We start from the raw sequence: 25870 nt of genomic DNA, 5'->3' as shown, positions 1-25870 counted from the left end.
CGGCCCTCCGCCCGCGGGCTCCAGATGAAGTTAGTCGCCAAGTTCGGCGGTTCCGTGCTAAGAGACGCGGAGGGCTACTCGGCGTCGGCCAAAGTGGTCAAGGAGTGCGTCGGAGAAGGCTACAAGGTAGTTGTAGTGGTCTCGGCGATGAAGGGGGTTACCGACTCCTTGCTCAAGGTTTCCGGGAGCCTACCCAAGGACTGGAAGAAGTACGTAGAAGCGCTCAAGAGGCGCCACGAAAGGGTCCTCCAACAGCTGGGCTCGTCGGAGAGGTGGTTCAAGGAGTTAGAGAAGAACGTAGAAGAGCTCAAAAACGTGCTCTGGGCACTTTACATCCTCAGGGAACATACGCCCAGAACGAGAGACTTCGTCTTATCATTCGGCGAGAGGCTCTCCACGATACTCATGTCCGCCGCCCTGGAGAGGGAGGGACTGAACCCCATCCCCCTGACGCCCGAAAAGGCTGGGATATTCACGGACGAGAACTACAACGAAGCGGTACCCCTGTACGACGTCATAGAGAGGGAAGTTCCCAAGAGGTTGGAACCCTTCCTAGAGGAGGACAAAGTGCCCGTGGTCACCGGCTTCTTGGGCTCGACGCTTGAAGGGAGCATAACTACCTTGGGGCGCGGGGGGAGCGACCTAACGGCTACTATACTGGGCTCCTCCCTAAAGGCGGACGAGGTAAGGCTGTATACTGACATAGACGGCATAAAGACCGGGAACCCGAAGGAGTTCCCGGACGCCGTAACCATTAGGGAGCTCTCCGTAGAAGAGGCGATAGAGTTGGCCCACCTAGGGGCGAAGAGGTTGCACCCGCGTACGTTCGAACCTGTCCTCAGAAGGCACGTGGACGTGAGGGTGCTAAGCCTCTACGACCCCAAGGGCAACAACACCCTAATCTCCCACGGGCGCAGGGGACCTATGTTGAAGGCGGTGGCATTGCTGAACGGGTTAGCGATAATAACTGTGAAGGGCGTTGGAATGGTCGGAACCAAGGGAGTCGCGGCCACGGTAATGGAATCGGTGACCAAAGTGGGAGCCAACATTTACGCGATCTCTCAGCCGGTCTCCGAGATCTCCATATCTATTGCGGTTAAGTCCAGCAAGGCGGACCTAGTCTCCAACGCCATCAGGAACGCCCTCGAGGGGAAGGGGATATCCGTAGAGACTAAGATAAAAGACAACGTGACTGCTGTGTCAGTTGTGGGCAGGGGGCTCGAGGAGTTAGACTTCGTGGGCAACGTGCTCTCGCTCTTCGACAACAAGCCCGTTCTGATGGTCTCCAAAGGGCCACTCGACCAGAGCTTAACGGTACTTACAACAAACAAGGCATCGAGGGAGATCGGGCGCAAAATACACGAGAAGATAGTTGAGGAGATGATGCAGTACTACGGCGAGGCCAAATAGATGTTGTCCTTGTTCTGTCTCACCTTTACCTTGATCCTCCTCCCCACGTCTACGTCAGCGTTGACGACAGTCATGACCACGTCCCTCCTCCCCACCGGCACGCCCAACCACTCGTCCCTAAACAGCCCCCTCGACACTATCTCTACCTTGACGACTTCCCCCCTTTTGTAGAGCTCTGGAAGTTTCCTAGCCCTCATCATGCCCCACTCCTCCATGGTCCACCTCAACCTCGCACCGGTCTCCTTTTCTAGCTTCGATACGTAGTTCCAGAACTCCTCCCACGTCATCTCTTTAATCCCCTTCATTTTTCTCCCTCTTTTGTGTCTTACGTATTTTTGAATGGTGATTGGTGGCCACCTCTTTCCAAAACCCACTTCCTTTACCCACTTTATTATTTCCTTTATATCTTCGTCATTTATGCCGGGCAAGAGAACCGGGGTGACGTGAATGTCTACTTGAGTTTCTCTGAACACCTTTTCGATTACTTCCTTAACCCTTCTAACGTCGTAGTCGGGCCTCCCTGCCAGTTCCTTAGCCTTAGCTTCGTCTAGAGTTTCAATACTCAAGTTTATCCTATCGAGCCCGGCCTCGGCCAAGGAGAAAGCCAAGTCTTCGTTTAACTTTAAGCCATGGGTCTCCAAGGCAACGCTGGCCACGCCTTCAATGGACTTAAGGGTCCTCACCACTCCAACCACGTTCGGGTGCTCGAGGGGGTCGCCCACGCCGTCCAGCAAGACCTCTACCGGGACCCCCTTGAACTTGACGACGTCGTTAACCCAAGCCCTTAACCACTCGAGGTCCGTCACTACGAAGTCCGCCCACCTGCTCTTCGAGCAAGGACCCGCGTCGACGCTGCAGAACTTACAGCACATAGAACAAACCGTGGTTATCCTCACTTGTAAGACGTTCGTTCCTCTGTCTATTATTCCGAAGGCTATGCTGCCGACGAGGGGGATGGGCTCTCTAACCTCAGTGAGGACCCTTTCTACGAACCTCAAGGCAATTAACTCCCACAAGGAACGCTCCGGCGGAGTGATTAAGACGTGAGAGTCGCGTTCGTGGCGCTGCTCCTCTCCGCGCTTCTCGTCGCACAGAACCCCATAGTAGAGTCGGTCAAGGAGAGGAGCACCCAAGCGCTCTTGACTAGACTTGCTCAAGCCTACTGCAAGTCCAAAATAGCCCTCGAGGCCTTGAGCTACTCCGTGAGCAACATAGGGTCTGCCATCACAAACATAAGTCCCGACTTCGAGGAGTTGGTGGCCTTACTCAAGCCGGGGGGCAGGCTGTACGAAGAAATCGTCTCGTGGAGCGATAACTACGTAACCAATTATTCTGCTTTCAGAAACTACGTAACCAACTTACTCATCCAGGCGCGGGGGCTGAGCTCGGCGCTGAGGGCCGCCGGCGCGTTAGTCGAGGCCACCTACCCGGGCTCGGCGAGGGCTAAGCTGTTGAACGCGTACTCCCAACAGATAAACAACCTAGTCACGGAGGCCGGGCTTCACTTGCAGAAGTACGAAGCTTTGGAGACCATGCAGCTGCTGTCTGAACTGGCCTCGATCCTCCACCCGAAGGGCGTAGACGTCTACTTGGAAGTGGGCACCTCGAGGAACTTATTAGGATTCGTCAGGAACAACGTGAACGTTACCGCCATAGAGCCTCCCCCCGAGAGGGCTTGGCTCTCCCTGACCGCGTGTGCTACAGACTTCCCCAACAACACCTTCATCCTCTGCGCAGTTGTAGGCAACCCCCAGAACTACACCGTGGCTAGGAAGTACTACTTAAGCTTTAACGACCCATTCTACACGAACGTCTACTCTTTTGGATTGGGGGCCCCTTGCCCCATAAACAGTATCCAAATTCACGGCTTGATGCTCAACTCTTGGAACGGTTACGTAAACGTCTATAATTATTACATAAACAACGTGTGGAGGTACGAAGCCTTACTTATCAACTCCAAAAACGTCTTGATCAGTATCTTGAACACCTTGGGTGAAGACTTACTGGCCCCCTTGCTGGGGGCGTTCGCCGGAAGGGTGCCCTCTACCCTACAAGCGTGCCTTCAGCTCGCGAGCCCCGGGGGCCAAGCCCAAAACTTGAACAACTACGACTTGAGGGACCCCGTCCAGCTTAGAAGCTTCTTATCAAACGTCGTCAACGCCTTCTACAACGTCTTGGACGGGACCACGAAGGCAATTAACTGTATGAAATATTACTTGCCGCTGATAGAGAAGTCACAAAAGGCGTACTTAAAGGCACTAGCGTCCAAGTTTAGGCAAATCAGCGGCCAAGACGTAGAGGCGTGGGCGGCCGCAAACGGCATCGCTTGCAGCTATGTACCCCCGGTGTCGCTAGTGGAGGCGTTGAGGATAACAATAAATACCTATAAGTCGTTGCTAGACCCGCAGAGCCCCACGAGCTTCGCGAACACCATATCCACCCAAGAGCCCCCAGGAGTCCTAAAGCCCTCGGAAGTCCCACAGCTCCCCCTCGGGAGCCCGTGCTCATAAAACCCCCATGCTGCTCCTCTTCCGCGAGGCGGAGGGGGGCCAACCGGGGTAGGGCCGGAGGGCTCGCCCCCCTCCCCCCGTAAGGGGCCCGAATTGGGCGAAAGGCGGGGGCCAGTAACTCCCCGAGGCTCCCCGCGGTCCCGTGGGGGGCGTCGTCCGCGCAATGGCCCTCGCCCCGCGGGGCCCGCGGTGGCGGAGCCTCCGCCGAAGGGCGGAGGTCAACCGCCTTAACCGGGGGAACCAGGTCAGGCCCGGAAGGGAGCAGCCTAACCCCGGCCGCGGCGCGTTCGCGGGAGAACGGGGGGAGCGCGGGCGGCGCTGACCCCCGCGGGGGCGCCGCGGGGGCTCCGGTCTCGGGGAGGGCCCGGGCTTAACCCCTCCGCCCGGAGGGCTGACTTGTAAGCTTGGCCGCGAGCTTAGACAAGAGCTCTACTACCTTCTCCTCGCTCTCACAAACCACAGTAGCCCTGTTGCCCTTGCCCCCTCCCTTGCAGCCCACTTCCCGAACCACCTCTCTGACCGCCTTGCCGACGTCGACCCCCTTGGGGGCCGCCAGCTCGACCCTCCCGTCGACTATAACCGCGGCCGGGGAGTCGGAGCTTAGGGCCCGCAGGACCTCTTGGACTAGCTCCGGGTCCCTCAAGTCGAGTTTGACGTACTTGATGCCGTCGAGCGCCTTCGCCGCCTTCAAGTATTCGGAGACCAGCCTCTTACGGTACTCGGCTACCGTCTTCTTTACGTTCTCCAGCTCCTTTTGGAGCGCGTCTATCCTCTTTACCAACATCTCCGGGTTGGTGGAGAGCTTCTCCGAGGCCTCGCGTATTAGGTCCTCCATCTTGGCCGCCTCCTCCGCTACCCTGGTCCCCGCGACGAACTCCACCCTGACCACTCCGTCTTGGATCTTCCTAGTCGATATTATCTTCAGAGAACCCACCTCGCCCGTGTTGCTTAGGTGGGTGCCGAAGCACGCCTCCACGTCCCACCCTTCTATCTCTACTAACCTTATGTCCTTACTCATTGGGACACCTCCCTGATATATTGAGAACCAATATCTTGCTTCGGCTTCGTTCCTCGGAAGCGTGAATGCCCTTATCTTCCTTCTTTCGTCAATCACCTTGTTTGCCACCTCCTCAATCTTCCGCACCTCCTCGCGGGTCAAGGGCTTGTGGTGAGTGAAGTCAAACCTCGCCTTCTCCGGCGTCTTCTCAGCGCCGGCTTGCCAGACGTGGTCACCCAAGACCTTCCTCAAGGCCCCTAGGAGGAGGTGTGTGCCGGTGTGGTGCCTCATCAACCTGTACCTCCTCTCCCAGTCTATCCTCCCGACCACGACCTTGCCTCCGGAGTAATCTCTGTCGAGCACGTGCACTATCACGTCGCCGACCTTCTGGACGTCCACCACTCTGTAGCTCTCATCCCCGCTCGCGATGACTCCGGTGTCCGCCGCTTGGCCTCCCCCTTCGGGGTAGAAGGCAGTCTTGTCCAAGATGACGTAGTTTCTATTAGACCCTATCACTTGTGCGTCGAACTCCTTCATGTAGGGGTCCTCGTGGAAGAGCCGACGCGTAGGGGGGAACCCCTTGGCCCACTCGATTATTTCCGGAGGCAGCTTGCCCTTCTCCTCCGCGCCCTTCACCTTGTGTACCGTCTTCTGGTGGCGGCTGGCAACTATCGAATAGAAGTTGTGGGGTACTTCAACCCTTACGCCCATTTCCTTGGCAATTTCAGATACTATATCGGGAGGTATGCCGTGGCTGTCGTAGAGTTCTACCAAGTCGTCCAAAGTGATCTGCTTCTTCTTCTTTATCAATCTTATTACTATGTTTCTGCCTTTCTTCAACGTCTCTTCGAACTTCTTCTGTTCGAACTCTACGACGTCCAATATGTAGTCCTTGTTCTTCCAAGCCCTCGGGTAGTCGTCTTTCCAGTAGTTTATCTGCAACTCGAGGAGCTCCGAGAGCGGTACGTCGGCCTTGAGCTTCTTTAGAGCCCTTAAGGTCCTCCTTATCACCAACCTAGCTAAGTAGCCCTCCCCGACGTTGGAGGGCACTATGCCGTCGGCGAGCATCCACATGAGGGTCCTCGTGTGGTCCAACACTTGGTACACTAAGGAGGCCCTCGAGTGAATCTCCCTTATTTCGTCCACTCTCATGCCTAACTTCTCGGAGGCCCTCTTGTAAACCCGTTCTAGGGTCTCGGGTCTTTCCGGGTCCATGAGCCCCGCGCTCCTAACTAGCTCGTACAGGAGCTCGTCCGGCGGCTCCTCGACGCCCAACCTCTTGTGGAACTCGTGCAGCAGCTCCCCGTAAACCGCGTGGAAGGCCGTGGGAGTCTTCTGGGTGAACCACGCTATCCTCTCTATTCCATAGCCAGTGTCTACCACCTTAAGCTTCATAGGAACGTACTTCTTCTGCCCGTTCTCCTCTACCACGTCATACTGCATGAAGACGAGCGTTGCAAGCTCCAAGCCGGCGACCGTGACCTCGAAGGAGGGGCCCGCGTTGCCCCCTCCCTCCCACCAGCTCTCCTTGAAGTTCAGCAGCTCCTCGGGAATGCCTATCCTCTCGGTGAAGAACTCGTAGGCGAGCTTGACGGTCTCCTCCTTCCAGTAGACCCAGTTGTCGGGGTAGTTGAAGGCGTGGTGTCCTCCCATGTGGAAGCCCGTCATGTGCCTACCCAAGGTCAAACCGACGTTATCTATGTCCTCCAACCTAATACAAGGTTGGACTATCACTAGGGGGTTGGCGGGAGGGGGGACCAAGCCCTTGGTCACGTGGGGTTGGAACACCACTATGCTAGCTATAGTTAGGAAGAGGTCGTCCCTCCACCGGGCCACGACCGGCCTGGGCTCCACCGGGACGTGACCCTTCTCCTCGAAGAACTTTATGAATTCCCTCTTCGCGTCCCTTAGGCTCAACTTAACCTTGGTCGGCACGTCGAAGAACTCGTACTCTTGACACGGGGAGTCCCCGCAGACCTCGTGCTCGCCCTTGGTCCAGAAGTAAGAACCGCAGACCTTACACCTCTTCCTCTTTAGCCCCTCCTCTTCAAAGAACCTCAGTCGGTACTCGTTTTCCAAAACTTGGGACCCGTGGTAGGGCTTTGGAAAGGGGGTATTTCACGGTCTGGCTGCCTTAGGAAACACTATTACTACTATGGGCCCCTCTCTGTTAACTATTTCCAGCTCGTACTCCTCGTCCACGTCCTCCGGTATCTTCATTATCTTAACGTACTCCTCCACCTCGTACCCGCCTATCAAGATCTTCTCCCTCAATTTGGCTCTAACTTTCAACGTCTTTTGATACAAACTGACGGTTAGGCTCTTCTCGTCGGCTAGGGGCAAATCTATTAGTATCTCCACCCTGTCCGGGAGGTCGAAGACCGTGTGGAGGGGCTCCGCCTTGCCGTTTGGGGATACGCGCACCAAAGCTCCCACCCTCAAGCATACATCATCGAACGGGGACGCTCTTGAATTACCTCTTTAGCTCTGTTGGCCATCTCTTGGAGCCGTGCCTTTATCCTTTCCGAATCTTCGATCAGTTTCTGAGTGTTTATCTCGACGTCGTATATTTTGGACAACGCGTCTAACACCTTCGCCGCCGCGCCGGGGTCGGGGAAGTCCGGGAAAGCTTCGGCCAGTACCGTCACCCCGGGTATCCCCCTGCCCCTGGCCAGCTTCAACAAGACCGCGGTCGGCCCGTAGAGCACGCCGTCCTTCAGAGGCTCGCCCACCCTAGCGATCTTCCTCATCGTTTCCTCTTCGAAGAGGTCCGGATCGTTGACTATCCAAAAGGTGCTGGGCTCCTTCTTTATTCTTTGGAGGCTCGCCAAACCAGTTAGCGATATTATCTCTGAAGTGCCCCTCCTCTCGACGTAGTCCAGTATTGCGGACGCTATCGGATAAATCAAGGTGGCGGGCAAGGGCACTTCCGGCGATATGACTAACCAAGGGTGCTTGTAGTAGAGGCCTATCGGGTACTGGACGACACCGTCCCTTATAGGGGTTAGGGGAAGCTCCGATGGGGCGTCTATGCCGCCTATCGGCTCTAACCCCAGCTCTTCGATCATGTGTTTGGTTGCTATAAGGCCCACCAAGCCTACGTCCACGAAACCCACTACGGTCTTGAAGCCCGGCTTGGGCCTCGAGGTCTCCCAGAAGTCCACTGGAACCATCATGTTCGTTACACCTCGGGACGCGTAATCTTCATCATAAAAATCAGGGGGATCGAGGGACCTCATCGGAGTGGGGATCACATCTCCTTTACTGTGTAGCTGTATGCGCCCGGCTTGACCAGCTGTTCGAACTTGTCGCTGGGGACGTAAACTTGCACCCTCCTGTTCTTAGCGTAGAGCTTGAGCACGCCTCTGGTCTCTAAGTCCCTCAGCACTCTCTTGGCCAGCCCTACGCTGATGCCCATCTTCTCCGCGAGTATAGTGGGAGTGACGTACTTCATCCCTCTGATCGCCTTCTGAGCCTGGTCAACGACATTGGCCTCCGCTACCACTCGAAGGGTCACGCCCCTCTTTTCCTTCCTCTCTTCAATCATCTTTTGGCGCAGTTCCCTTAGCAGTTGCTTCATCTGCCTCTTCTCTATGGCGCTGAGAGGCTTGTTCACCCTCCCCACGTCGCGCTCCCCGTGGGGTGCTTCAGCAGAACTTTAATTCTACAGTGCCAAAAACTTATTAACCGGCTTACCAACGCCATCTCGGCGGCAGCCCGCCGTAGCTCAGCGGAAGAGCGCCCGGCTGTAGGGCCCTCCAGGCCCGCCCCCGGACCCGAAGGGCCCTTAGGCCCGCGGGATGAGGGGGCGCCGGCCCAGACACCGGGTGGTCCGGGGTTCGAATCCCCGCGGCGGGACCAAAACCCCGGCCACCACGACCCACGCCTTACAAACATATATTAAGGTGAAAGGTCGTATCTCTCCACGAGAGCTTTGTGGGAGCTCGAGGTCCTCGAAAGCTACGAGCTCTTTGCAGAGAAGAGGTTCGTGATAAGGTTAAAGGGTACTAACATAAAGTTTAACGTGTCCGCCCACAATGAAGACGAGGCCGTAAGGAAGGTTGAATCCCTACTTCTTCAACGAACGTAGACTGTCGTACAAGAAGAAGAGGAACGGTAGTACCTCGAGCTTCCCCAATATCATCGCTATGGACAAGGTTATTTTTACGTCGGGCGGCGCAATTGCCGTTAGCCCGGAGCTCAAGCCCGTTCCAGACATCGCTGAGGCCACCTCGAATATCACGTCTATGCTCGGAACCTTCACCTTGTGTGCGCTCAGCTGTTCCGTCAGCACCAAAGCTAGCGCAAACATTGTAAACAAGTAGGTCGCAACAACAGTTAACATAGTTGTTAGCTCCTCGGAGGTTATCTCCTTTCCCATGACAGTTACTGTGCTCACGTATCCCCTCGGCGTACCTAAAGATTTTATTTGTTTCATTATAGACTTGCCCAACACGTAAGCTCTATAGAGCTTTACACCGCCCCCCGTCGAGAAGGCCGAGGCCCCCACAATCATCGCTACTGTAATTATATACTTCGACGATTCGCCGAACTTGCTGACGTCTTGTATCTGGAAGCCCGAAGTCGTGACTGCGCTAGCTGAGTGGAACAGGGCGCTCCACAAGTGCTCCGCGTCGAACCTCTTCCAGACGAACAGCAACAACAGTGCGTAGAAGAGTATCGAAGCGATTAAGAGCCTCAGCTCTGGGTGTTTGAGAGCGTTCCTAACTTTGTTGTACCTCAAATTCAAGTATACGGAAAAGTTGACCGCGCCTAGTACGCACGTCAGTATGACGGCCAGCTGCTGGACGAACGGCAAGTCCGCCGTACCGCCGGCAGTGGGCGCGAAGCCTCCAGTGGCCAGCGCGGCGAATGTGTAAACTATCGCGTCGTATAAGCTCATCCCCACCAACTTCATGTAAACTATCGGAATGATTGTCAGGACTAGGTAAATCAATATCAAATCTATTAGGGTGTTATACATGCTAGGCCTTACCCTCTCGCCCTTCCCGAGCGCCGAGACTATACCGGTCGGAGATACGTGGAAGACTATGGCGAGTATCAAGGTTAAGAAGAGTGCACCGACCTCGCCCGCCCACTGGCTGGAGGCGCGAAGGGCGTTCACGAAAGGAGTTTCCGCCGACGGGTTGAGGACGGTTAACCCAGTACCCGTGAATCCGCTCACCATCTCGAAATAGGAGTCTATCAGCCCGAGCCCGGTAATATAAGAGAAGGGCAACGCAACGAGGAAAGGAGTTAAGAACCAGAACAAGACTAATGCCTTTATCATTATGGCCGGGTTGGTTACGGCGATTGCATACTTAACAAGCCTGGAGGCAGCATAGGCGTAAGCGGCCGCTATTACGAACGACAAGGCCACGTAGTCGTCGAAGTAAGGGTATGTCAAGCTGGTCAGCGAAGCTAGGAAAAACGCGAGAGAGGACACTACCAAAGACAACAGAAGGCCCCAAGCGAGCGTCGGCGACCTCTTAAGCAGACCTTCGGACCCTCTGTATGTAGGCGACCGCATTAAGCAGTACCGCGGGCAGCGCCTTCTTGGGGACGTAAAAGTATCTCGGCACAAGGTTCTTAAACAGCGGATCTCCTTGGAACATCACCTTTACCTCGTAGAATTCGTCGGCATTTATGCTCCTCAAGAACTCTTCGGCATTGTTAATTATGTCCAACGGTTTGAAGTATTTCATGTTGTATTCGTCCTTCGGGGAGGTCCGGTAGAACATGGTGAAATTCTCGTAGGGATCGAGGGGTTTAAACGACGTAGCGTATTCGTCCTTCTTCATTATTTCATCTAAGTCCTCCAACAAGCACCACCGAGTCTCGCCGAACTCCACGTCTATGAAGTGTACTACCCTCGCTTTGGAGGTAGGCTTCCTCATCTCCTTTAACTTGTTCTCGACCGTAGTAGGACTCAAGTCGAGCATAGTCGCGAGCTCTTCGGCCGTGAACGCCTCCCCCTTCAGCAAGCTCACTATACGCGCTTCTATTATCTTAAGCCACGGCCTGAAGGCCGGCAAGCTCATTACGTGCGCTGCCAACGGCGTTAGGCTCTTGGCCTTGATTAGCTTGACCTTAATCTTCTTTTCTTTCAACATCTCTATGAACTTCTTTGCCTTCTCAACATCTATGTACTTCTCTATAGCTTGTTTGACCGCCTCCTCGAAGACTAGGCCGTCGTCCGGAGTTACCTTCCCGAGCTTGCCGAAGCTGAGCTGGATCTCCTTAGCGGTCTGCACCAAGTAAGGAGACCTCTCCATAGCCTTTCTAATCGCATCCTCGACGTCGTCTATTTCCTTGAGCAGCTTTATGGGGTTCGGGGCCTCGCCGCCGTCGACGGTGACGGCTATCCCGGTAAAGGAGGAGCGGACGCTCACGGCCGTTGTATACTCCGAGGAGACCTTATACATTATCAAGTGGGCTAAGGCCTCCGCTAGCCTCTGGTCCATGAAGCCGGTCAGCACGTAGCCTCCCGGCACCTTCTCTAAATAGTAAACGTCGCCCCCGGGGAGGTCTATATTCTTCCTCTTGTAGCTCTCAAAAACCTTCCTCACTTTCTTCTCTGCGTCGGGGAGGAGCTTGACCTCCTTAGGCTTTTCCTCCTCGAGCACCCTCTTCGCGTACTCCGGGATTAGGGAGGAGCGGTGGAACTCCTCGCCCTTCCAGAGGGGTATCTCGCCCATCTGGTCGGTAGCGGGTTCTACGTAGACTTTCATGCCCTCGTCGTCTATCCCTATGACTTTCCACGTCTTCCCTCCTAGCCTTATCTTGCTCTCGGGCCGCAAGTACTTGTAAACGTAGAAGGCGTCCAAGTCCCCAACTACCTTATTGCCCCACTTGACCACGAACACGTCCCTCTCGGAGATGACCGAGAAGAACTCGCCGAAGGAGCGGCTCCACCTCTTCTTCTCGCCGCCGTCGAAGGACCAGAGCTTGTAGAACATGTAACTTACCTTTAACTTGTCTCCGTCCCATGCGAGTATCTTGTTCTTTACTAACACGTTTATCAACTCATCGAAGGTCTCTTTGGTTAAGTTTCTGTAAGGGTACGCTCCCTTCACCACCTCGTATGCCCACGAGGGGTCTAACCTCTTCTCTTGCAGCGTCATGCCTATGATCTCGCGCGCGAGCACGTCCAGCGGGGCGTCCGGGACCTTGGGGGGCTCCACTATGCCTTTTACTGCCAAGACTGCTTCCGTGTAGCCGTCCAGCGCTTCTATCTCGTCAGTAGTAATTATTACTCCTCTGGACACCCCTCCAAGCTTGTGACCTGCCCTCCCGACTCTCTGGAGCAACGAGGCCACGCTGCCCGGGGGTTTGAACAATATTACCTTGTTTAAGTCACTTATGTCTATACCTAGCTCCAAAGTCTTTGTAGCTATTACTACGTCTAACTTCCCGTCTTTCAAATTCTTCTCTATTTCTTGCCTTATTTCCTTAGATATGGAGGAGTGGTGGACCTCTACCTTAAGGCCCTCTATTTTGGAGAGCTCCTCGTGCAACCTCTCCGCGGCGTATCGCGTGTTGACGAACACTAGCGTGGGGGGCTCCACGTGCTCGAGTATTTTCTTAGCCGAGGCCTTCCAGAAGCTGTCCTCCTCCCTCGCCTCCCCTATGCTGTCCACCACCAGCTCTATTTTCCTCTTTACGTTTACTTTCACGATCTCCTTCTCTCGGGACGAAGAGCCGAAGAGCAGCTTGGCAGTCGCTTCGGGGTCGCCGACTGTGGCGCTGAGCGCTATCCTCTGGTAATCCCTACCGCTGTAAGCTTTCAGCCTCTCTAGGAGCAAGCTGAGCTGAACTCCCCTCTTACTTCCCACCAGTTCGTGGGCCTCGTCCACCACGACCCATCGGACGTTCTTGTAATACTTTCGGAATTGGGAGGCCCAGTCTAAGTCTATCTTGAACCCTTCCGGGGTGGTTAGCAGTATGTGCGGAGTCCTCTTCAACCTCAAGCTCCTCTCGGACGCGCCCACGTCGCCGTGCTTCCTGGCGACTACGAAACCTAGCCTCTCGGCCCACCACTCTATCCTGTTCTTTAAGTCATTGATCAAGGACTTAAGAGGAGTGATATAGAGTACGCTCAGGGGTTCCGGTCTCTCCTCTATCATCTTCGCGAAGATCGGTAACATAGCCGCCTCCGTCTTCCCGTAGCCCGTGGGTGCAACGATCAGGACGTTCTTGCCTTCCGTTATGGGTTTGAACGCCTTCTTCTGAACTTCAGTTAGATCCTTCCAACCCCTCTCCTTTATCAGCTCCACCAAACGCGGCGGCAGCAAGTCGGCCTCGACCGCGCTCACTCCCATCACCTCACTGGCGTGTGACCTTAACCGCTTCGTCACTGCCCCGTTATGCCTATATAAATGCTGAAGGAGTCGTTGCGAGGGCGTAAAGCTTGGGGAAAAGGGAGAAGATGAGGTGTATGTACTGTGGGAGGACATTCTTCAAAGGGCAAGGAGTAGTGATAAACATAGGTGGAGAGACTTTCTACTTTCACAGCAAGAAGTGTGCCTTAGAGTTCTTCAAGAGGCTTATGGAGAGGATCCCGCTGGAGGTCAGCTTGCCCGCAGCCAAGTCTCTGGCCAGGGAGTTGGAAGAGGCAATAAGGAAGAAGGAAGAACTCAGTAAGAAAAAGTTCTAGCGGGCTTTACTCTTGGAGCGGCTCGACGTGGATTATTTGGACGGGGCACGCGGCGGCCGCTTGCTCCGCGCAGTCCTTCAGCTCCTCGGGTATGACGCCCTCGGCGGGGTTGTCGCCGGTGCGGTACTGAGGCACGATGACGGCCTTGTACTCCTCGTTCATCTCGAATACGTCGGGGCACAAGTGAGCACACACGGCGTCAGATATGCACTTCTCGTTTTCTATCCAGACCTTGTACTTGGCCATCCCCTTTTCACCGGAAGGGAGCTGCACGTACGGTTTATTTTACTTGCGGCGAGGAGGCCTTCGGGAGCCGATGAAGAGTGTGGCGGACACCGAAACAAAGGATGTGGACTAGGAGCCCTCGGAGGCGGTTAGACCATCTTCACCTTAGTTTCGAACTCGCTGACGGGGGCGGGCTGGTCCTCGGGGGCGTCCGGGCTCAGCTGGCCCCTCTCGACCAACACTTGACGCGTTAACAGCCAGTACAAGAGGGCCAAGCTCTTCCTCCCCTTGTTGTTGCCCGGTATTATCAAGTCCACGTTTTCGGTCTTGTTGTCTGTATCGCATATCGCTACTACGGGGATCCCTATCTCGGCTGCCTCCACTATCGCTTGTTGGTCCATCCTGGTGTCCGTTACTAATATGACGTCGGGCTCGTAGTAAACTTCCAAGGCCGGGTTAGTCAAGGTGCCCGGCACGAAGCGCCCTATCACCGGTTTGGCGCCGGTGAACTGGGCGAACATGGTCACGGGCTTGTGACCGTACTGCCGGACGGAGACCACCATGATCTTCTCCGGTTCGAAGCGGGACAGGAACTTGGCCGCCACTCTGATCCTTTGATCTATCTTCCTTACGTCGAGTATAGCGAGACCGTCTATGTTTCTCCTCTTATACACGAACCTCTTCATGTAGTTAGTTACCATTTTAGTACCTATATGCACACCGTGTTGTAGGTACATCTCCAAGGGTATTAGTAACTCTACAACCTTCTCGCCCGTCTCCGCGCTCACGGCTACCACCTGTGAACACGCGTACTGAACTTAATAATCTCCTTCGATATGTCGACTGCTGAGAGCATAGTCCTTCTACAACAGTACCTCTTTATCCCCAAGTCGTCCAATACCTTGCCCGGCTCCTCGCCGGCCTCGACCCTCCGCAAGAACTCCTCGTACTCCGGCCACAAAGGCCTCCCGCAAGTGTAACAACGAATTGGGAGCATCAAGGGAGCCTCACCTATAGCTCTTCTGCTTCCTCCTCCTGGCGGAGTACCTCATCCACTTCTCCGGCTCCGTCCTCCTCGGGTCGCCGGACAGCATGTGTCGGTCGTGCTCCTCGTACAACGCCTTCAACTCCTCGCTTCCAGTATACTTCACCAAGCCCCTAGCTATGGCCATTCGCGCCGCCTCCGCTTGGGCCATGAAGCCTCCTCCTTTGACGAAAACCTTGATATCTATGTTCTTCATCACTTTCTCGCCGGCTAATAGTAAGGGCTCTAGTATCCTCCACCTCTTGATTTCTGGCTTAACTATCTCAACCGGGACGCCGTTGATCCAGACCCTTCCCTTGCCCGGGTATATGATTGCCCTAGCTATGGCCCTTTTCCTCTTCCCAGTGGCCAATACTATCCTTACGCCGCCCTTACCTTGCTGTTCCTTTGCCCACTTCACGTCCACCATCACGCCTCACCTCCCTTCCATCCCATCCGGCGCGCCACTTCCCCGACAGTTATGTACTTTCCGGAGAGCCTCAGCGCGTCCGCGTCGGGGAACCTCATCAAGTTCTCTTTGGGCACGTACTCCGGCTCCCCGATATAGACCTTTAGCCTCTTCAAGGCCTCCCGTCCCCTCGTGTTGTGTTTGGGCAACATACCCTTAACCGCGTCCTTTATTATCGCTATAGGCGTCCTCGGCCTCTTTATCTTGTTCCGGTACGGGTTGGTGTGCGTCTTGACGTTTAACAGTATTTGGTAACCCTTTACCACCCTAGTGGGTTCGCCGGACAGCACGGCTTTCTCCGCGTTGATTACGTTGACCTCCCACCCCTCGAGCAACATCTTAGCGATGTGGGAGGCCATCCGACCTACTATTTGATTCGTAGCATCGATCACGACCACTCTCTTCATGACCACCACCTCACGTAATAATCTTAATGCCGCTACCCTTGGGGTTCTCCTTCACTAGCTCCAAGATGTGGAGCGCCTTGCCACCCGCCGTCTCTATCTTCTCTAACGCGGTATAGGAGAACGAAAAAGCCGCCACGGTTACCTTCTTCTCTAACTCACCGGAGCCCAAGACCTTGCCGGGGACCACTACGACGTCGCCGTCATTGGCGTACCTATTTATCTTGCTCACGTTCACCACTATCCTCTGGCGCGCCGGCCTGTTCAGCAGCTCGTAGACCCTCCTCCACGCGGGAGACTTGGTCTTCCAGAGCTCGTCCAGCGTCTTCCTTAACAAAACGTTTGTAATCTTCCTCCTCCTCGCGGGCACCGCTCGCTCACCCCTCGCGAGACTGTAGGCGGTTCTTTAATTCGCTCAGCTTCTCGACCACCGCCTTAGCCGCTTCAACCAAAGTCCTCCTCGCGCTCAAGGAGCCGTCGCTCTCGAGCTCGAACAAGTAGGTGTCTTCCTCGAACACCGGGCGTATCCCCTTGCCCTCGCAGACGTACTCTATACAGTACATGACCATAGAGAGTGTAGTTCCCTCCTTTAAGGTGAGCTTGCCATCCTTCATCACGAAAGCTTCCTTGCACTTCTCCGCACACTCCTTTTGGCATTCGGCGTCACACAAGCCCTCTTTGACGGATATCCCCTTCAGCAAGGGTTTAACTATGGAAACGGTGGCCGGCATCCACTTGGCGTGTTCCCTCCCCCTACCCAACCTCGCGTAAGCTATTACCTTGACCTTCTGGTCGCCTATCAAGGGGACCACGGGAATGTTCTCGTATACCGGCCTGACGTCCTCGTCCTCGCTCTTCAAGTCCTTGGAATAGACTATGATCTGTTTTCCTTCTGCCGAGGCGTCTAAGTACAAGCGCACGTAACAAGGCTTCCCGTCGACGACGCACTTATCGGCCTCTGCCTCCTCCGGCGTACACTCCATGCAAGCTTCCGGAGGGGCATACCTCTCCAACGCCTCCTCGCTCCTCAGCGGAATCATCGCGAGCCTGTGCGCCAGCACCTCGTTGAACAACGTACTATCGTTTCTATCTACAGCAATGAAGTCGACCGCCATTTTAGGCGCGAGCTCCAGCGCCGCCCTCCTGATCGCGTTGAGGACCGCCAGGGGGTACCCCTTGGCTAACAAACGTATGGAGGTTGGTGTCTCCTCCAGCACCTCGATGGGCAAAACTCAGACCCTCCTGCCCCTTCTGCCGCCGGGCCTGCGTATGGTGTCGTGGGGCAAGGGCGTCACGTCCTCTATCCTCCCTATGATGAATCCCGACCTAGCTAAGGCCCTAATGGCAGCTTGGGCGCCGGGGCCCGGGGTCTTGGGACCGTAACCGCCGGGGGCCCTTACCTTTATGTGGATGGCAGTTATGCCCCTCTCCATAGCTTGCTGGGCCGCCCTCGCGGCCGCAATCATGGCCGCGTAAGGGGACGGCTTCTCGTGGTCCGCCTTTACCACCATTCCGCCGGTAACTCTCGATGCCGTCTCCGAGCCGGTGATGTCAGTTATGTGGACGAAAGTGTTGTTGGGGGAACTGAATATGTGCGCGACCCCCCACCTTATTTCCTTTGGCACGGCTCACGACCCCCCGCCGTTACTGCTGTGCCTTTTTGAAGTACGGGCTAGTGGGGGCGTAGCCTATCAACTCCTCCTCGTCCCTCCTCACTATGTACCCCGGGCTGGTGACCCTCCTGCCGTTTATGGCTATGTGGCCGTGCGTCACGAGCTGGCGAGCGTGGTATATGCTCTTTGCCAAGCCCTTCTTGTAGACGACCGTCTGCAACCTCCTCTCCAATAAGTCCCTAACAGTGAGGGACAGTACATCGTCGAGGGTTGCGTTCTCATCAACCAAGCCCAAGTCGTAGAGCCTCTTCAGAAGTGCCTTCTCCTCCTTTTCCCTCACCTCGGCCGGCAACGCTAGCAGCTCCCTCGCGCGGTGGCGGTACCTCCTTAACATCGCCGCGGCGATCCAAATCTCCCTCTTGTTCCTCAGTCCGTACTCACCCATTAGTTTCATTTCTTCGATTAGCCTCTCCTTAACCCACGGGTGACCGGGAGGAGACCACTTCTTCCTAGGCTTGCGCGGGTCTCCCATTACCTCTCACCTCACCTGGACTTCTTGCTGACGCCTACCGTCATGCCAAGCCTACCGGTGGTAGCGGTCCTCTGGCCCCTAACCTTCAAGCCTAGGCTGTGCCTCAAGCCTCTCCAGCTCTTTATCCTCTTCTCCCTCTCGATGTCTTGTCTAGCGTAGAACACCAAGTCCGCGCCTATCAAGTGCAAGTCCTTACCGGTGGTATAGTCTTTCCTCCTGTTGTAGAGCCAGCTGGGGAAGCCCAACTGGGTTATGTCCCTCACCTTCTCGTCCAACTCCCTTATCCGGGTCTCGCTCAAGTAACCCAACCTCATATGGGGGTCTATCCCCAGCTTCCTAAGGATGGCCAACGCGGTGGTATAACCAATACCCTTTATTTTGGCTAGGCCGTAAACGGCGGGCAGAGAACCGTCGATGTCAGTATCGCCTATACGCACTATGTACTTGAACTCCTCTACCAGTCTCGCCACCCCGCCGCTCCGTCGCTGGCGAGCTTAAAACTAGTTCCAAGGGGGCGCTTCGTAAAGACGAGGGATGAGCGCAACCACCGCCCCTGAGGGAATGATGGTCGGGCTACCAGAGCGACCTCAAAACATTTCAAGAGGGCTCCGTCCCTAAGTCCGGCGGCTCCCCGGCAAGGGGGCCAGAGGGCCCGCGGTGAGCCGGGGACACTCTGTTATTCCCCGGACAAGTGTTTAGCTATCTTCATGAACGCCCTCGCCCTGTGGGAAATCCTCTTCTTCACCTCCTCCCCCAGCTCGGCGAAGGTCTTCTCGTAGCCGAGGGGAACGAAGATCGGGTCGAAGCCGAAGCCCTTATCCCCCCTCGGCTCGTAAGCTATTTCGCCCTCAACCTCTCCTACCTCAATAACGATCTTATCGTCCTCCTTCACTAACGCAGCAGCGCAGACGAAGCGCGCCCTCCTGTCCTCAACCCCTTCCATGAGCTTCAACAGCCCCTCCAACCCCAGAGTTCGATAAACGTAGTTGCTGTACGGCCCCGGGAAGCCCTTCAGAGCGTCCACGAAGAGCCCGCTGTCCTCCAAGAGCAACGGCCTCTCCTTGAACCTCTTCTTGGCCTCCTCCGCCGCGAACCTCGCCACCTCCTCCACGGAGTCCGCTTGTATCTCCAACTTCTCGCCCTTCAGAGGGACCACCTCGATCGAGAACTGGCTGAGCACGTCACTAACTTCCTTCGCCTTGTGAGGGTTAGAGGTTAGGAAGTAAACCTTCTTGCTTACCATACGGTCTTCCTCCTCTCCTTTACGTAGCGGCCCAAGAGCTCTATTTGTTTGGTCAGCTCCCTCATCTTCTCCGCCTCGCCGAACTCAGAATAGCCCTTCCAGAAGCGGTCTACCAAGTCCTCCCTCCCCGGGTGCGCGCTGAGGAAAGACCTTATCATCAAGTGTGCATCTATAGCTTTCTCTATGTCCGACTTCGTCTTCCTCGACAATCCGAAATCTATTATAAACAGCTTTCTGCCCTTAATTATCAAGTTTGCCGTGGTGTAGTCCCAATGAGCTATGTCCGCTGAGTGTAAGATCGCGAGCTGTCTCCCGGCCTCCTCTATCGCCCACGCCTCCACCTTCTCGCTCAAAGGGGTTCCCTCGATATATTCCATAACGATCGAATACTCGTTGTAATCGACGTCGTAAGGCGTCGGTACGTTCATACCTTCTTTGTATGCCCTAAGCATGTTGTTAAACTCGTTACGGGTCCTCTCGTACCTCAGCCTCAAGTCCAGCTTTGGGTGTCTGTAAGCCTTAGGCTTCCTAACCTTGTAAACGGCCTTGCAACCCCAGTACTTCGCTAAGTAAACCTCCGCCTCGGCTCCCTTAGCCAGGAGGTTCAAGACCTCCAGTATTTACCTCACCCGCCGTCCGGTCCCCCCGGCTGGACGGAAATGAGGGTTTTTCCTAGCATAGACGTGTCGGAGGGGCGGGCAGTAAAGAGGGTAAGGGGTGTCAAGGGCACCGGCTTGGACCTGGGCGATCCGGTCAAGTGGGCCGAATTCTGGGCGCTCGAGGGAGCCAAGGGGCTTCACGTAGTAGACTTGGACGGCGCAGAGGCAGGAAAGCCGATAAACGTTGAGGTGATAAACAAAGTAATAGAGAAGGCGAAGGAGTACGGGCTGTGGGTCCAAGTCGCAGGGGGCTTAAGGGAAGTAGAACACTTAGAGCGCTACCCTAAAGCAGACGCATTCGTCATTGGTAGTAGGGCCCACAAGGATCCGGAGTTCCTAGAGGTCGCCTCGGAAGCGGTCGGGGCGGACAAGGTAATCGTCGCAATAGACTTGAAAGGAGGCAAGGTAAGCGTCGAAGGATGGAAGGAAGAGATACCCGTAGGTCTGAAGGAGGCACTCGAGAAGTTTAAGGGAAGGTCCTTTAGGGGTTTCCTCTACACTTACGTGGACACTGAAGGAACTATGGAAGGGCCCGACGTGAGCGGCGTCAAGTACATTAGAAGGGAGTACCCGGACAAGCTCCTAGAGTACGCCGGGGGCGTGGGGAGTCCGGAGCACGTGAAGCTCTTGGAGAGCGCCGGGGCGGACGTGGTCGTTTTGGGGATGGCTTTATATTCCGGCAAGCTGCGCCTCAAGGATCTGGTGTAGGGAATGGGCTTCTGGCCAAACAAGAGGGAGATGAGCGTTTACTATTTGCTCAAGAAGCGCTTCGGGGACCGCTTTAACCTGGGAGAGGGCCTAGAGGTCTTGTCTCCCTACTTCTCGAGGAAGGTCGCCCTTAACATAATAAAGAGGCTGACGAAGCTTGGACTGTTGGAGAAGAGGGGGAACTTCGAGTACGCCATAGTAGACCTCGAGGAGTGGCTTGGCAAGAGGACGGAGGAGTACTTGGAAGCCCGGAAGGGGCGTCACTCTTCCTCGTAGATCTCCACCACAATTCTTGCCTTCACCTTATTCTTGCTGAAGGGAGGTATACTCTTGCCTAAGTCGACAGCGACGAACACCGGTCTGTTTAAGTGATCTCTGAACTTCACTTCTGCAAAGTACTTGCTCTCAGGAGGGTTCTCAAAGGCTTTCGTCAACTCATCCATAAGCTTACTTAGCGCCATTTGGAAGGACAGGGGAGACTCGAAGTCCTCCGGCTCCAGGGTGATGGTTAGCGTAGGTACCTTCATGAGACCTATTCGAGCCTCGCCCTCGAACACGGTTACCTTTTTCGTTTCCTCCAAGCTAGCCCCGTAGTAAGGCTTAGAGTTTGCGCCTAAAAATAGCTTGGTTCGTTCGGACTTACTTGACCCTCTCCAAGACTATGTCTATGGTGCTTATCCTGCTCTGCCTGCCGTCGGCGCTGGTCACGGTCTGGCTGCCGATCCTTATCTCAGCGACCCTCACTTGGCCGGGCAGGAACCTGTTCCTCACTATCTCCACGGTGTCTACCGCCTTGCTTATGGCCCTACCCCTGGCCTTTATCTCTATCCTGTCCACACCCTGGTTCAGGAGGGTCAGGGTCGCCAGCACGTAGTTCATGACGGGCTTCTTACCGACCCTAACCTCGTTGCTTTGGGGTATCTGAGCGGCCACGACCTTTCACCGGGCTAGCCGGTCCGAGGGGGATTATAAATGATTGAGAAAGTCGAGTACTTCCTCCGCGCCCTGCTCCTCGGGGTTCACCACGACCGCGCGCGTGCCGTTCTTCTCGAGGAAGTTGGCCAGCTGCAAGGCTCTCGCGCGCCGCTTTGGATCTCTGCTGACGACCAGCGCGGCGTCTGCGAAGAGCGCGTACTCCGGGCGTTCTGCGTCGAGGACCCACGAGCTGCCCGCTAGGGAGTCGAGGTCCTTCAGCAGACCCTTCAAGAACTTACCTTCGAGCTGTAGAGCCTTTCCTACCTTATATATTTTCGCTACGACCTTCGAGCGCCTCTCTAAGGCCCCGTGCGGACACGCCCAGAAGCATGAGGTGCACGAACTGCACAAGTCGGGTACCGAGCTCGGATAGCCCTCCTCGTCCCGCAACATAGCCTTGTCCGGACAAGCCGCCGCGCACAAGTTACACCTCAAGCATTTGTCCTTAACGACCGCCGGGTAGAACGATTCCACGGTCTTGATGAGGACCCTCGGCGCGCGGATGAAGTAGTGGAGCTCGCATACCTCCTTAGCTTCTACCGGGACAGCCCCTAGGAGCTCGGCGAGCTTGAGGGAGAGCAGAGTCTTCCCCTCCCCTCCCAAGCCGACTACCGCGACTCTAACCATTCTACCACCTCCTCGACAAAGGTGCTGAAGCTTGGGTCTTCTTTATGAGGCATGTAGAACTTCTTTAAAGACGTGTTAACATCGAAGTCTCCGAGGCCCACATTGACGACTACCGCCGCGTCCCTCTCGTAGCCGGTCGAGCGCAGCTCGAACTCCTTCACTTGGTCCTCCGCCCCCGGGTGTTTCCTAACAAAGAACAAGCCCTTCTGCGCCGGCAACCGAGCCCTCGTCTCCACTAGAACTGTTCCGATTCCGTTGTCCTCCGCCAACCTCCGCGCGACCCCCATTAAGCCGAGCAAGTAGCTGAGCTCGTTGAGGCCAGGCTCCACGCGTACCTCTATGACAAAGCCCTCTTCAACCTTGATTATTTCGTACTCTGCGCCTTTGGTCTGTTTGAACTTGATCGCTCCCCTGGGGCAAGCGTAGGCGCAAGCCGGGCAGCCCTCGCACAAACCTTCTATTACCTTAAAGTCCTCCGTTATCGCCCCCTTCGTGCAAGCTTCCAAACACTCCCCGCACCTATCACAAGCGCCCTCATCGACGTAAGCCTTGAGGGCGTCGTAGATCTCGTACCTTTCCATAACTCTGTAAGAGTTCAAGTAGTTAGTTATAGGAGAGGCGGTCAGCACGACGTAACCCCTCCTCGCCAGTTCGGCGCCCAACAGAGTCTTCCCGCAGCCTCCGCTGGAAGACGTTAGGACAGCTGTTTCCAACAAGCCTTGAAGTCCCGCGCCAGACTTACGGAGGAGCGCTGATTAAGGTTGGAGTAAGCTTAATGAACTGTGACGCTCTTCGCCAAGTTCCTAGGCTTGTCGGGGTCCAAGCCCTTCTTAACTGCCATGTAGTACGACAACAGCTGCAAGGGCGGTGTCAAGGCAAAGGGGACGTACTTCCAATCGACTTCGGGGATCGGGACGTCCCCTCTCGGGGCCACCCAGTAGACCTCGCTTCCCCTGCTCTCGAACTCTTTCTCGGCCACCTCTAACTTTTCGACGTCCTCCGGGGTCCAGACTAAGAGGACGGGGAAACCCGGCTCCGCCAAGGCTATGGGACCGTGCTTAGCCTCGCCGGCGGGGTAGGCCTCCGCGTGGACGTAGGATATCTCTTTAATTTTCAATGCACCTTCCATCGCAACTGGGTAAGAAATCCCCGTCCCCAGGACGTACATGTCCCGCTTGGTGTACAGTTGATCGGCAAGCCCCTTAGCGTAGCCGGCGCTGACCTCTATGCTCTCTTTAGTTATCTTGCTGAGCTCGTTCGCCATCTCCCTTACCCTGTTCGCGCCCTCCCCGACCATCCTAGCGACCAACGCATTCAAGACGCTCAACTGCGTTAAGAAGGTCTTTGTAGCGGCTACGCCTATCTCCGGCCCGGCCCTAGTGTAAAGGCTCACGTCCGCCTCTCTGTCTAGGGTAGAGCCCACCACGTTAACCACTCCTACAACCTTTGCCCCGTTTTCCTTAGCAATCCTCACGGCCTTGAGGGTGTCATACGTTTCACCGCTCTGACTTATAGCTACGACCGTTCCCTTGAGCAATTTAGAAAAGTGGGGCGCCTCGCTGGCGTCTATGACTGGAATATATCTTCCGGTCTCTTTCATTACGTTATACGAGAATATCAAGCCGGCGTGGTAGGAGGTGCCGGCGGCGACCACCACCGCCCAGCCTTCGAGAAGGTTTACGACCTCCTCCACCTTGTCCCACTCCGAAGCTATTGATATCAGAGTCTCCTTGACCACCTGAGGTTGCTCGTGTATTTCCTTGAGCATGAAGTATTCGTAGCTTCCCTTCTGGGCTTGGACGGGGCTCCATGTAGGCTTGATGAAACTCAAACGCCTCCGCACGCCTCCCCTCTCAACGTAGATCTCCTTATCGTTCATCCACCCTACGTCGTCGTCGTATAAAGGCGATACCTCCCAACAGTTGCCCACCAAGCTGACGACGTCGCTGGAGACGTAATTCCCTTTAGGCCCCCTTCCCACCACTAAGGGGCTCTCCTTACGCGCGAAGAACACCTTGTGCGGCTCGAGGGAAGTTATCGCAACTATTGCGTAGTACCCCTCGAGACGTGCGACGGCTGCCTTGAAGGCCTCAAAGGGTTCCTTACGTTTTAGCTCTTCCTCGAATAGGTGTGCAAAGACCTCCGTGTCCGTCTCGCTTCTGAACGAGTGACCCCTCGCCTCGAGCTCTCGCTTGAGCTCTTTGTAGTTTGAAATTATTCCGTTGTGGACGACCGCAACTTTGCCCTCACAATCAATATGGGGGTGCGCGTTCTCATCCTTCGGCTCGCCGTGCGTGGCCCAGCGGGTGTGAGCTATGCCCACGCTGGCCTTGAGCTTGAAGTCGCCCAGCTGGGACCTTAGCAGCTTAACTAGGTCCGCTACCTTACCCTTCTTCTTCCAAACCCTTATTTTCTTGGAATCTACGTCATAGACTGCGATCCCGGCGGAGTCGTAACCCCTGTACTCCAAGGACTCGAGCAACCTTATTAGTTCCTTCAAGACGTCGTCGTAGTACTCTTCCCTAGCCGCTATGCCGGCAATGCCGCACAAGTCAGTGGGCCCTAGGGCCTTTCGCCTCCTTCAGTTTTTGCGCTCTCCCGTCGCACAAAATTTTTAAACGGTATGCTCTCCCGAACGCGCGGGAAGTGCCGCGGTAGTATAGCCTGGCCCAGTATGCGGGCCTGTCAAGCCCGTGACCCGGGTTCAAATCCCGGCCGCGGCGCCACACTTCCCTCTATATCTTATATACAGCCAGTGCCGAACTTACGCTTGAGCGTGATCCAGCCTTGGTAGAGCTCCCGTGGAGACCTTTCGCGAGCTCCGGCAAGATAGTGAGGAACTACGAACCGCTGAAGCACTACTTGGAACTGGTCAAGGGTACTGAATGGTACGACAAGGCCTTCCTAAGCGAGGACGATTTCAATTACTTAAGGAAGGTAGCTAAAGACAAAATGAGGCTTATAGACTTATTAAAGGAGTTGGAAGAGCACTTCTTAAACAAGATAAATGCAGAAATGGCCTTGGAGGCTTTCCGGAATGCGGATTACCCCATTGAAGACGAAGAGGAAGCCAAGAGGGAGATGGCCAAAATCTTGGCCGGGTGGTTGGTAGAAGCGGCGGAGGAGTGGGACATACTAAGGCTCAGGGGGCCGGGCTTCGACTGAATTAGGTTTATCTAACCGGTCCGTCCCCGGAATGCCGGGACGGGAAATGGTGTGCGTCGTAATACCCACGGACGACAAGAAGACCGTAAAGCTCGGCCACTTCGGCGACGCTAAGTATTACTTGCATTACGTAAAAGGAGAAGACGGGTGGACCTTGGTTAGCGAGGTAGTGAACCCTTACAAGGAGGACGAAGAACACGAGCACGAACACAACACCTTGGAGAAGAGACAGAAAATATTAGAACTTAACAAGGACTGCGACATATTCGTTTACACCGTCTTCGGCCCCGGAGGGGAAGACTTCATGAAGAAACACGGAAAAGTGGTAGTGAGAGTCAAGCCTAGGACCACTATAGAGGAGGCGTTGAGGGCCGTCGAGGAGAGCCTTCACTAAAGGACATTTTTATTAATGTTGATCCTCAATACTCTCCTAGCGTGAGTTCCTTTTTTCGTAGGTTTCGAGGATTTGAGTGAGCGGCGGGAAGGATGGCGCCGGGGGCGGGATTTGAACCCGCGCGGGGTTTCCCCCACCGGCTTAGCAGGCCGGCGCCCTGGCCAGGCTAGGCGACCCCGGCTCCGGGGCATGGGAGCCACGAACCTTTAATAAACTTTGTGCCTCGGATCCTAGCCTGCTCCTCACCGATCGGGTCCCG

The 25870-nt window shown here is 55.5% G+C and carries 32 protein-coding genes, 3 tRNA genes and 1 other RNA gene; 11 read left to right on the top strand and 25 right to left on the bottom strand.

Features of this window, described 5'->3' with window-relative positions:
* The first annotated feature begins 24 nt into the window (after positions 1-24).
* Positions 25-1410: an aspartate kinase gene (locus tag IGNI_RS01040; protein ID WP_011998235.1), complete on the top strand. Its 1386-nt coding sequence runs from the start codon at positions 25-27 to the stop codon at positions 1408-1410.
* On the opposite strand, the gene IGNI_RS01035 is transcribed toward IGNI_RS01040, so the two are convergent.
* Positions 1392-2426: a radical SAM protein gene (locus IGNI_RS01035; RefSeq protein WP_238374095.1), complete on the bottom strand. Its 1035-nt coding sequence runs from the start codon at positions 2424-2426 to the stop codon at positions 1392-1394. The two genes, IGNI_RS01040 and IGNI_RS01035, sit on opposite strands and share 19 nt — an antisense overlap.
* A gap of 27 nt (positions 2427-2453) precedes the next feature.
* Between IGNI_RS01035 and IGNI_RS01030 the strand changes: the two genes are divergently transcribed.
* Both IGNI_RS01030 and ffs read left to right on the top strand, forming a co-directional pair.
* Complete coding sequence (locus IGNI_RS01030; RefSeq protein WP_011998233.1) at positions 2454-3920, top strand: hypothetical protein; 1467 nt, start codon at positions 2454-2456, stop codon at positions 3918-3920.
* A gap of 41 nt (positions 3921-3961) precedes the next feature.
* An RNA gene (gene ffs, locus IGNI_RS00005) (signal recognition particle sRNA) lies at positions 3962-4273 on the top strand.
* Between the two features lie 17 nt (positions 4274-4290).
* Here ffs and alaS read toward each other — a convergent pair.
* The 4 genes from alaS to IGNI_RS01010 form a co-directional block, all read right to left on the bottom strand.
* Positions 4291-6996: an alanine--tRNA ligase gene (gene alaS, locus IGNI_RS01025; RefSeq protein WP_011998232.1), complete on the bottom strand. Its 2706-nt coding sequence runs from the start codon at positions 6994-6996 to the stop codon at positions 4291-4293.
* Between the two features lie 39 nt (positions 6997-7035).
* A complete protein-coding gene (locus IGNI_RS01020; RefSeq protein ID WP_011998231.1) occupies positions 7036-7344 on the bottom strand; it encodes an Hsp20/alpha crystallin family protein in 309 nt (102 codons plus the stop codon).
* A gap of 11 nt (positions 7345-7355) precedes the next feature.
* The gene (locus IGNI_RS01015; RefSeq protein ID WP_052569803.1) at positions 7356-8093 is read right to left on the bottom strand and encodes a proteasome assembly chaperone family protein; all 738 of its coding nucleotides are present in this window, start codon (positions 8091-8093) and stop codon (positions 7356-7358) included.
* Between the two features lie 74 nt (positions 8094-8167).
* Positions 8168-8542, bottom strand: coding sequence for a 30S ribosomal protein S25E (locus IGNI_RS01010; RefSeq protein WP_011998229.1), 375 nt, complete (start codon positions 8540-8542; stop codon positions 8168-8170).
* Positions 8543-8633: 91 nt separating this feature from the next.
* On the opposite strand from IGNI_RS01010, the gene IGNI_RS07625 reads away from it, so the two are divergent.
* Positions 8634-8778, top strand: a tRNA-Tyr gene (locus tag IGNI_RS07625).
* 73 nt (positions 8779-8851) lie between these two features.
* Positions 8852-9007 (top strand): hypothetical protein, encoded by a 156-nt coding sequence (locus IGNI_RS07700; protein ID WP_187145980.1) that lies wholly within the window; start codon positions 8852-8854, stop codon positions 9005-9007.
* On the opposite strand, the gene IGNI_RS01005 is transcribed toward IGNI_RS07700, so the two are convergent.
* The gene (locus IGNI_RS01005; protein WP_011998228.1) at positions 8987-10375 is read right to left on the bottom strand and encodes a TrkH family potassium uptake protein; all 1389 of its coding nucleotides are present in this window, start codon (positions 10373-10375) and stop codon (positions 8987-8989) included. The two genes, IGNI_RS07700 and IGNI_RS01005, sit on opposite strands and share 21 nt — an antisense overlap.
* Positions 10376-10406: 31 nt before the next feature.
* Complete coding sequence (locus IGNI_RS01000; RefSeq protein WP_187145979.1) at positions 10407-13232, bottom strand: DEAD/DEAH box helicase; 2826 nt, start codon at positions 13230-13232, stop codon at positions 10407-10409.
* Between the two features lie 95 nt (positions 13233-13327).
* Here IGNI_RS01000 and IGNI_RS00995 point away from each other — a divergent pair, with 95 nt between their 5' ends.
* Entirely contained in the window at positions 13328-13573 is a 246-nt protein-coding gene (locus IGNI_RS00995) for a hypothetical protein (protein WP_052569797.1), read from the top strand.
* Between the two features lie 6 nt (positions 13574-13579).
* Here the strand turns inward: IGNI_RS00995 and IGNI_RS00990 are convergent, their stop codons facing one another.
* The 12 genes from IGNI_RS00990 to IGNI_RS00935 form a co-directional block, all read right to left on the bottom strand.
* On the bottom strand, positions 13580-13819 hold the full coding sequence (locus IGNI_RS00990) for a ferredoxin (RefSeq protein ID WP_011998225.1): 240 nt from the start codon (positions 13817-13819) through the stop codon (positions 13580-13582).
* A gap of 128 nt (positions 13820-13947) precedes the next feature.
* Complete coding sequence (gene rpsB / locus IGNI_RS00985; RefSeq protein WP_011998224.1) at positions 13948-14586, bottom strand: 30S ribosomal protein S2; 639 nt, start codon at positions 14584-14586, stop codon at positions 13948-13950.
* Between the two features lie 2 nt (positions 14587-14588).
* Positions 14589-14798, bottom strand: coding sequence for a DNA-directed RNA polymerase subunit N (locus IGNI_RS00980; RefSeq protein WP_052569794.1), 210 nt, complete (start codon positions 14796-14798; stop codon positions 14589-14591).
* Between the two features lie 7 nt (positions 14799-14805).
* Positions 14806-15252: a 30S ribosomal protein S9 gene (locus IGNI_RS00975; protein ID WP_011998222.1), complete on the bottom strand. Its 447-nt coding sequence runs from the start codon at positions 15250-15252 to the stop codon at positions 14806-14808.
* Complete coding sequence (locus tag IGNI_RS00970; protein WP_011998221.1) at positions 15252-15698, bottom strand: 50S ribosomal protein L13; 447 nt, start codon at positions 15696-15698, stop codon at positions 15252-15254. Before IGNI_RS00970 ends, IGNI_RS00975 begins: the two co-directional genes overlap by 1 nt.
* A 10-nt stretch (positions 15699-15708) precedes the next feature.
* Positions 15709-16065, bottom strand: a complete 357-nt coding sequence (locus tag IGNI_RS00965; protein WP_011998220.1) for a 50S ribosomal protein L18e — start codon at positions 16063-16065, stop codon at positions 15709-15711.
* A 7-nt stretch (positions 16066-16072) separates the two neighbouring features.
* A complete protein-coding gene (locus tag IGNI_RS00960) occupies positions 16073-16924 on the bottom strand; it encodes a DNA-directed RNA polymerase subunit D (protein WP_011998219.1) in 852 nt (283 codons plus the stop codon).
* 3 nt (positions 16925-16927) lie between these two features.
* Positions 16928-17320: a 30S ribosomal protein S11 gene (locus IGNI_RS00955; protein ID WP_011998218.1), complete on the bottom strand. Its 393-nt coding sequence runs from the start codon at positions 17318-17320 to the stop codon at positions 16928-16930.
* A gap of 19 nt (positions 17321-17339) precedes the next feature.
* Positions 17340-17840, bottom strand: a complete 501-nt coding sequence (locus IGNI_RS00950) for a 30S ribosomal protein S4 (RefSeq protein WP_011998217.1) — start codon at positions 17838-17840, stop codon at positions 17340-17342.
* An 11-nt stretch (positions 17841-17851) separates the two neighbouring features.
* On the bottom strand, positions 17852-18310 hold the full coding sequence (locus tag IGNI_RS00945) for a 30S ribosomal protein S13 (RefSeq protein ID WP_011998216.1): 459 nt from the start codon (positions 18308-18310) through the stop codon (positions 17852-17854).
* Positions 18311-18516: 206 nt separating this feature from the next.
* On the bottom strand, positions 18517-19083 hold the full coding sequence (locus IGNI_RS00940; RefSeq protein ID WP_011998215.1) for an XTP/dITP diphosphatase: 567 nt from the start codon (positions 19081-19083) through the stop codon (positions 18517-18519).
* Positions 19077-19691 carry a KEOPS complex kinase/ATPase Bud32 gene (locus IGNI_RS00935; protein ID WP_011998214.1) on the bottom strand — a complete coding sequence of 205 codons (615 nt, stop codon included), beginning with the start codon at positions 19689-19691 and terminating at the stop codon, positions 19077-19079. The genes IGNI_RS00940 and IGNI_RS00935 overlap by 7 nt, the downstream gene beginning before the upstream one ends.
* A gap of 51 nt (positions 19692-19742) precedes the next feature.
* On the opposite strand from IGNI_RS00935, the gene IGNI_RS00930 reads away from it, so the two are divergent.
* A complete protein-coding gene (locus IGNI_RS00930) occupies positions 19743-20450 on the top strand; it encodes a 1-(5-phosphoribosyl)-5-[(5-phosphoribosylamino)methylideneamino]imidazole-4-carboxamide isomerase (RefSeq protein WP_011998213.1) in 708 nt (235 codons plus the stop codon).
* 3 nt (positions 20451-20453) lie between these two features.
* Positions 20454-20726 (top strand): hypothetical protein, encoded by a 273-nt coding sequence (locus IGNI_RS00925; RefSeq protein WP_011998212.1) that lies wholly within the window; start codon positions 20454-20456, stop codon positions 20724-20726.
* On the opposite strand, the gene IGNI_RS00920 is transcribed toward IGNI_RS00925, so the two are convergent.
* Genes IGNI_RS00920 through glmS form a run of 5 tightly spaced genes read right to left on the bottom strand, consistent with a single transcriptional unit; the run spans position 20711 to position 24603 of the window.
* Positions 20711-21031: a hypothetical protein gene (locus tag IGNI_RS00920; RefSeq protein ID WP_011998211.1), complete on the bottom strand. Its 321-nt coding sequence runs from the start codon at positions 21029-21031 to the stop codon at positions 20711-20713. The two genes, IGNI_RS00925 and IGNI_RS00920, sit on opposite strands and share 16 nt — an antisense overlap.
* A gap of 58 nt (positions 21032-21089) precedes the next feature.
* On the bottom strand, positions 21090-21383 hold the full coding sequence (albA, locus tag IGNI_RS00915) for a DNA-binding protein Alba (protein WP_011998210.1): 294 nt from the start codon (positions 21381-21383) through the stop codon (positions 21090-21092).
* A gap of 33 nt (positions 21384-21416) precedes the next feature.
* The gene (locus IGNI_RS00910; protein WP_011998209.1) at positions 21417-22052 is read right to left on the bottom strand and encodes a 4Fe-4S binding protein; all 636 of its coding nucleotides are present in this window, start codon (positions 22050-22052) and stop codon (positions 21417-21419) included.
* Complete coding sequence (locus IGNI_RS00905) at positions 22034-22768, bottom strand: 4Fe-4S binding protein (protein ID WP_011998208.1); 735 nt, start codon at positions 22766-22768, stop codon at positions 22034-22036. The genes IGNI_RS00910 and IGNI_RS00905 overlap by 19 nt, the downstream gene beginning before the upstream one ends.
* 56 nt (positions 22769-22824) lie before the next feature.
* Positions 22825-24603, bottom strand: coding sequence for a glutamine--fructose-6-phosphate transaminase (isomerizing) (glmS, locus tag IGNI_RS00900; protein WP_011998207.1), 1779 nt, complete (start codon positions 24601-24603; stop codon positions 22825-22827).
* A gap of 97 nt (positions 24604-24700) precedes the next feature.
* On the opposite strand from glmS, the gene IGNI_RS00895 reads away from it, so the two are divergent.
* From IGNI_RS00895 to IGNI_RS00885, 3 genes are all read left to right on the top strand, one after another.
* Positions 24701-24778 (top strand) — tRNA-Asp (locus IGNI_RS00895).
* A 61-nt stretch (positions 24779-24839) separates the two neighbouring features.
* A complete protein-coding gene (locus tag IGNI_RS00890; protein WP_011998206.1) occupies positions 24840-25217 on the top strand; it encodes a hypothetical protein in 378 nt (125 codons plus the stop codon).
* Positions 25218-25263: 46 nt separating this feature from the next.
* Entirely contained in the window at positions 25264-25611 is a 348-nt protein-coding gene (locus IGNI_RS00885; protein ID WP_011998205.1) for a NifB/NifX family molybdenum-iron cluster-binding protein, read from the top strand.
* 93 nt (positions 25612-25704) lie between these two features.
* Here the strand turns inward: IGNI_RS00885 and IGNI_RS00880 are convergent.
* Positions 25705-25792, bottom strand: a tRNA-Ser gene (locus IGNI_RS00880).
* Positions 25793-25870 lie beyond the last annotated feature (78 nt).

Origin of the sequence: Ignicoccus hospitalis KIN4/I, from assembly GCF_000017945.1 — an archaeon.
Lineage (GTDB): Archaea > Thermoproteota > Thermoprotei_A > Sulfolobales > Ignicoccaceae > Ignicoccus > Ignicoccus hospitalis.
Note: the sequence above shows the minus strand (reverse complement) of the source record. Positions and strands in the feature narration are given on the sequence as shown.